The 4,425-nt window shown below is 57.6% G+C and carries 8 protein-coding genes and 1 tRNA gene; all 9 read left to right on the forward strand.

Features of this window, described 5'->3' with window-relative positions:
• Positions 1 to 6 precede the first annotated feature (6 nt).
• The 9 genes from rpmG to H5U38_01165 all read left to right on the forward strand — a co-directional run bounded on the left by rpmG (position 7) and on the right by H5U38_01165 (position 4,361).
• Positions 7 to 156 (forward strand): 50S ribosomal protein L33, encoded by a 150-nt coding sequence (rpmG, locus tag H5U38_01125; protein MBC7185615.1) that lies wholly within the window; start codon positions 7 to 9, stop codon positions 154 to 156.
• A 30-nt stretch (positions 157 to 186) separates the two neighbouring features.
• Positions 187 to 260 (forward strand) — tRNA-Trp (locus H5U38_01130).
• 63 nt (positions 261 to 323) lie between these two features.
• Positions 324 to 518 carry a preprotein translocase subunit SecE gene (gene secE / locus H5U38_01135; protein MBC7185616.1) on the forward strand — a complete coding sequence of 65 codons (195 nt, stop codon included), beginning with the start codon at positions 324 to 326 and terminating at the stop codon, positions 516 to 518.
• 36 nt (positions 519 to 554) lie between these two features.
• Positions 555 to 1,097, forward strand: a complete 543-nt coding sequence (gene nusG / locus H5U38_01140; protein MBC7185617.1) for a transcription termination/antitermination factor NusG — start codon at positions 555 to 557, stop codon at positions 1,095 to 1,097.
• Between the two features lie 10 nt (positions 1,098 to 1,107).
• Positions 1,108 to 1,533 carry a 50S ribosomal protein L11 gene (gene rplK / locus H5U38_01145; GenBank protein ID MBC7185618.1) on the forward strand — a complete coding sequence of 142 codons (426 nt, stop codon included), beginning with the start codon at positions 1,108 to 1,110 and terminating at the stop codon, positions 1,531 to 1,533.
• Positions 1,534 to 1,562: 29 nt separating this feature from the next.
• A complete protein-coding gene (locus tag H5U38_01150) occupies positions 1,563 to 2,267 on the forward strand; it encodes a 50S ribosomal protein L1 (GenBank protein ID MBC7185619.1) in 705 nt (234 codons plus the stop codon).
• A 44-nt stretch (positions 2,268 to 2,311) separates the two neighbouring features.
• Positions 2,312 to 2,842 (forward strand): 50S ribosomal protein L10, encoded by a 531-nt coding sequence (gene rplJ / locus H5U38_01155; GenBank protein MBC7185620.1) that lies wholly within the window; start codon positions 2,312 to 2,314, stop codon positions 2,840 to 2,842.
• Positions 2,843 to 2,865: 23 nt separating this feature from the next.
• The gene (gene rplL, locus H5U38_01160) at positions 2,866 to 3,309 is read left to right on the forward strand and encodes a 50S ribosomal protein L7/L12 (protein ID MBC7185621.1); all 444 of its coding nucleotides are present in this window, start codon (positions 2,866 to 2,868) and stop codon (positions 3,307 to 3,309) included.
• An 86-nt stretch (positions 3,310 to 3,395) separates the two neighbouring features.
• Positions 3,396 to 4,361 (forward strand): hypothetical protein, encoded by a 966-nt coding sequence (locus H5U38_01165; protein MBC7185622.1) that lies wholly within the window; start codon positions 3,396 to 3,398, stop codon positions 4,359 to 4,361.
• Positions 4,362 to 4,425 lie beyond the last annotated feature (64 nt).

Genomic DNA, 4,425 nt, shown 5'->3' on the forward strand with positions numbered 1-4,425 from the left:
GCGGCGATGCAAGAGATTATCACGTTAGAATGCTCAGAGTGCAAGAACAGGAACTACACGACGACGAAGGACAAGAAGAAGCACACTGCGAAGCTCGAGCTGCGCAAGTACTGTCCGTTTTGCAAGCATCACACCCTGCACAAGGAGACCAGATAGCCCCGCAGCACGGATGGTACGCAGCGGCACAGGCCTGTAGCACAATTGGCTAGTGCACCGGACTCCAAATCCGGCGGTTGGGGGTTCGAGTCCCTCCAGGCCTGCCGTCGGAGAGAGCGTCACGCAACGCTCTCTCTTCGCAACAAGGAAAAGCCAGAGAGTGACCCATGTTCGAAAAGGCGATCAACTTCTTGCGAGAAGTGAAGATTGAGATGGCGAAGGTGAGCTGGCCCACGCGTGAGGAGCTCAAGGGGTCCACTACCATCGTCATCATCACCACTTTGCTGTTCGCCGTCTTCATCTTTATTACTGACCAAATCATTTCCCGTATTGTTGGGGTCATCTTCAGGCTGGCCGGTTAGGCCGTGGACAGGTATGGATCTTCGGGGCGCGCAGATTTGGAAAATGAAGAGCTAAAATGGTATGCCGTGCACGTGCTCTCCGGTCACGAGCGCAAGGTGAAGGCCTATTTAGATAACGAGATCGACAGGAGCGGGCTTCGGCACAAGATCAAAGAGGTCCTTCTCCCCGCCGAGCAGATTACGGAGATGCGCCAGGGGAAGAAGAAGACTAAGAATCGCATCTTCTTCACCGGCTACCTTTTCCTGAATATGGTGCTCGACAAGGAAACGCAGCACCTCGTCTTAGAGACACCTGGCGTCACCAATTTTGTCGGTTCCAAGGCAAAGCCGGAGCCCTTGCGCCCCGAAGAGATCGATCGCATCTTGGGACGGGTGGATGAGTCGCGCGCTAAGGAGCGCATCCATGTGCCGTTCCGCGTCGGCGATGCAATCAAAGTCATCGATGGGCCATTCACCGACTTTACCGGGGTGGTGCAGGAGATTTACGAGGACAAGAACAAGCTGAGAGTCATGGTGAGCATTTTCGGTAGGTCTACGCCTGTGGAGCTCGACTTCTTGCAGGTGGAGTTGGAATCGTAGTGGAGCAAGAATGGCGAAGAAAGTCGTCGCAACAGTGAAACTGCAGATCCCCGCGGGCAATGCTACGCCCTCGCCGCCGGTGGGGCCGGCCCTTGGTCAGCACGGCGTCAATATCGTGGAATTCTGCAAGGCGTTCAATGCGCGCACCCAGGACAAAGTGGGCTACATCATCCCTGTGGTCATCACTATTTATGCTGACCGCACGTTCACCTTCGTCACCAAGACGCCGCCGGCGGCAGTGCTGCTCAAGAAGGCAGCCGGCATCGAGAAGGGCTCGGGCGAGCCGAACCGCACCCGCGTGGGCACCGTGACCAAGGCGCAGGTGCGCGAGATCGCGATGACGAAGATGGAAGACTTGAACGCCAGCAGTTTGGAAAGCGCCATTTCCATGATTGAAGGAACTGCCCGGAGCATGGGCATCAAGGTAGTGGATTGAACGCCACGCCTTACTTGTGCGGAGTCGGAATGAAACGGAGCAAACGATTTCAGCAGGCCCTTGCCAAGCGAGATGCGAGTAAGCAGTATCCTCTGGACGAGGCGGTGAAGCTGGTGAAGGAGACTGCCACCGCCAAGTTCGACGAGACTGTGGAAATAAGCGTCCGCCTGGGTGTTGATCCCCGCCATGCCGACCAGATGGTGCGGGGTTCGGTGACCCTGCCGCACGGGCTGGGCAAGACCAAGCGTGTCCTGGTCCTCACCAAAGGGGACAAGGAGAAGGAAGCCTTGGACGCAGGTGCCGACTATGTCGGATTGGATGAGTACTTGGAGAAGATTCAGGGCGGCTGGCTTGAGTTCGATGCCGTGGTGGCCACTCCCGACGTCATGGGGCAAGTGGGCAAGTTGGGCAAGATCCTCGGCCCGCGCGGTTTGATGCCTAACCCGAAGAGTGGCACAGTCACCTTCAACGTAGCCGAAGCAGTGAAAGAGATCAAGGCGGGCAAGGTGGATTTCCGGGTCGATAAATACGGCATCTTGCATGTGCCGCTGGGCAAGGCCTCCTTTCCGGCTGAGAGGCTGGTGGAGAATGTGAAGGCGTTCATGGAGGCGGTGCTGCGCCTAAAGCCTTCAACAGCAAAGGGGCAGTATGTGCGAAGCGTCACCCTTTCGAGCACCATGGGCCCGGGTGTCAAGATCGACCGCGGTGCTCTTCTCGATGAATTGAAGGCATGAGCATCACCCCTGGCGCGATGTGTGCGCAGATGTGAGGAAAGATAATGGCAAGACCAGAGAAAGAACGAGTCGTCGCTGAGATTACCGAAGGACTTGCGCGAGCACGGGGCATCTACGTGACTGACTTTTCGGGCCTCAACGTGGAGGAGGTGACTGAACTGCGCAAGGCGTTGCGGCAATCCAAGGTGCAATACCGGGTGGTGAAGAACACCTTGGCACGGCGCTCCGTGCAACAGGCGGGCTTTGAGCAGTTGCTTCCTCACCTTTCAGGCCCCACGGCCTTTGCCCTGAGCTTCGATGACCCCGGTTCGCCCGCACGACTGCTCCGGGACTTTGCGAAGAAGAAGAACAAGCTGGCCATCAAGGCCATTGTTTATGAAGGCGAGTTGGTAGATGCATCGCGTGTCGACGAGATTTGTGACCTTCCTCCGCGTGAGGTGATGTTGGCAAAACTGCTCGGCACCATGAATGCGCCGCTCAGCAGGTTGGTCTACACCCTCAATGGGATGCTGGCGCAGCTGGTCAGGGTGCTTGATGCAATTCGCGCCCAGAAGGAAGGACAAGCATCGCTCTAATGGGTAATTCTGGAGGAGAGAACATGGCAGAAGAGAAAGCTGCCCAGGAAGTGACCGTGGAAGGCAAGGGCGGTGATGGCAAGATCGAGGCGGTGATCAAGGCCGTCGAAGGCCTGACCGTGCTCGAACTGGCAAAGTTGGTCAAGGCTCTTGAGGAGCGGTTTGGCGTTACTGCCGCTGCGCCGGTGGTGGCCGCGGCGCCGGTGGCCGGTGCGCAGCAGGCGGGCGGAGAGGCTGCCCCTGCCGCCGAGGAAAAGTCCGAGTTCTCGGTGATCCTGCAGTCTGCCGGGGCACAGAAGATCCAGGTGATCAAGGTAGTGCGCCAACTGACGAATCTCGGCCTCAAGGAGGCGAAGGATTTGGTAGAGGGAGCTCCGGCTCCGGTGAAGGAAGGCGTCTCCAAGGAAGAGGCCAACGAGATCAAAGCCAAACTCGAAGAGGCCGGCGCCACGGTCGTGCTGAAGTAGGCCAGGGGCGAGAAGGCGGAAAAGCCCCCAGCTTGGCCTCGGTTGGGCTTTGAAGGTTTTTTTTGGAGCGAAAGGAAGTGACTTCCTTGGCGAACGTTGCGCAGGTAACGAGAAAATCTTTCTCGAAAATCGCATCGGCCATTGAGCTGCCTGATCTCTTGGACGTTCAGCTCAAGTCTTTCGATGAGTTCCTGCAGCCGAATGTGCCTCCTGACAAACGGCTGAATCAGGGGCTCCAGGCAGTATTCCAGTCGGTGTTCCCGATCATCGATAGCCGGGAGAATTTCCGGCTGGACTTTGTGGAGTACTACGTCGAAAGACCCCGCTACAGCGTCGAGGAGTGCCAGGAGCGCGGGGTGACCTATGCGGTGCCCCTGAAGGCGAAGCTCCGCTTGTCCATCAAGGATGAAAGTGGGGACGACACTTACGCCGAGACCATCGAGCAGGTGGTCTATCTCGGCAATATCCCCTACATGACGGAGCGTGGCACGTTCATCATCAACGGCGCCGAGCGGATTGTGGTCAGCCAGCTTCACCGTTCGCCTGGTGTCTTCTTCGATGAGTTGCGCCACCCCAATGGCCAGAAGCTCTTCAGCGCGCGCGTCATCCCCCTGCGCGGCTCCTGGGTGGAGTTTACCACCGACATTAACGACGTGATGTACGTGTACATCGATCGCCGGAAAAAGTTTCCGGTGACCACTCTGCTGCGCGCCATTGGGTATTCCACCGACAGCGAGCTCCTCGGCCTTTTTGACCTGAGCGTGGAGGTCCCCGCTAAAGCGGACAACCTACGCCCTTACCTCCACCACATCGCTTTAGAGGATATCGTCGACGAAGAAAGTGGCGAGTTGCTGTGTGAGCGCGACCAACGGCTCACGGAAGACGCCATTGAGCAGATCGACCGCTCCAGCGTGAAGAAGGTTCGCCTGCTGCGGCCTGAGAGCCCTTCGGGACCGGAGATTATCAGCAACACTCTGCGCAAGGACACTGCCCGCAGTGAGGAAGACGCTTACGCCGAAAAAGCGGTAAGGACGACCAAAAGTCTCATTTAGTCGTGACTGGATGTAACCCCGAAACAGTATCTCCTCACCAGGGCCGAGAAACGCAAAGTAGAAG

This window comes from Calditrichota bacterium (assembly GCA_014359355.1).
Lineage (GTDB): Bacteria > Zhuqueibacterota > Zhuqueibacteria > JANLFK01 > Oleimicrobiaceae > Oleimicrobium.

Bases quoted from the DNA above. Each gene is read 5' to 3' on its own strand.
- rplL (MBC7185621.1), top strand. From the start codon at position 2,866: ATGGCAGAAGAGAAAGCTGCCCAGGAAGTGACCGTGGAAGGCAAGGGC.
- rplK (MBC7185618.1), top strand. From the start codon at position 1,108: ATGGCGAAGAAAGTCGTCGCAACAGTGAAACTGCAGATCCCCGCGGGC.
- rplJ (MBC7185620.1), top strand. From the start codon at position 2,312: ATGGCAAGACCAGAGAAAGAACGAGTCGTCGCTGAGATTACCGAAGGA.
- H5U38_01150 (MBC7185619.1), top strand. From the start codon at position 1,563: ATGAAACGGAGCAAACGATTTCAGCAGGCCCTTGCCAAGCGAGATGCG.
- secE (MBC7185616.1), top strand. From the start codon at position 324: ATGTTCGAAAAGGCGATCAACTTCTTGCGAGAAGTGAAGATTGAGATG.
- rpmG (MBC7185615.1), top strand. From the start codon at position 7: ATGCAAGAGATTATCACGTTAGAATGCTCAGAGTGCAAGAACAGGAAC.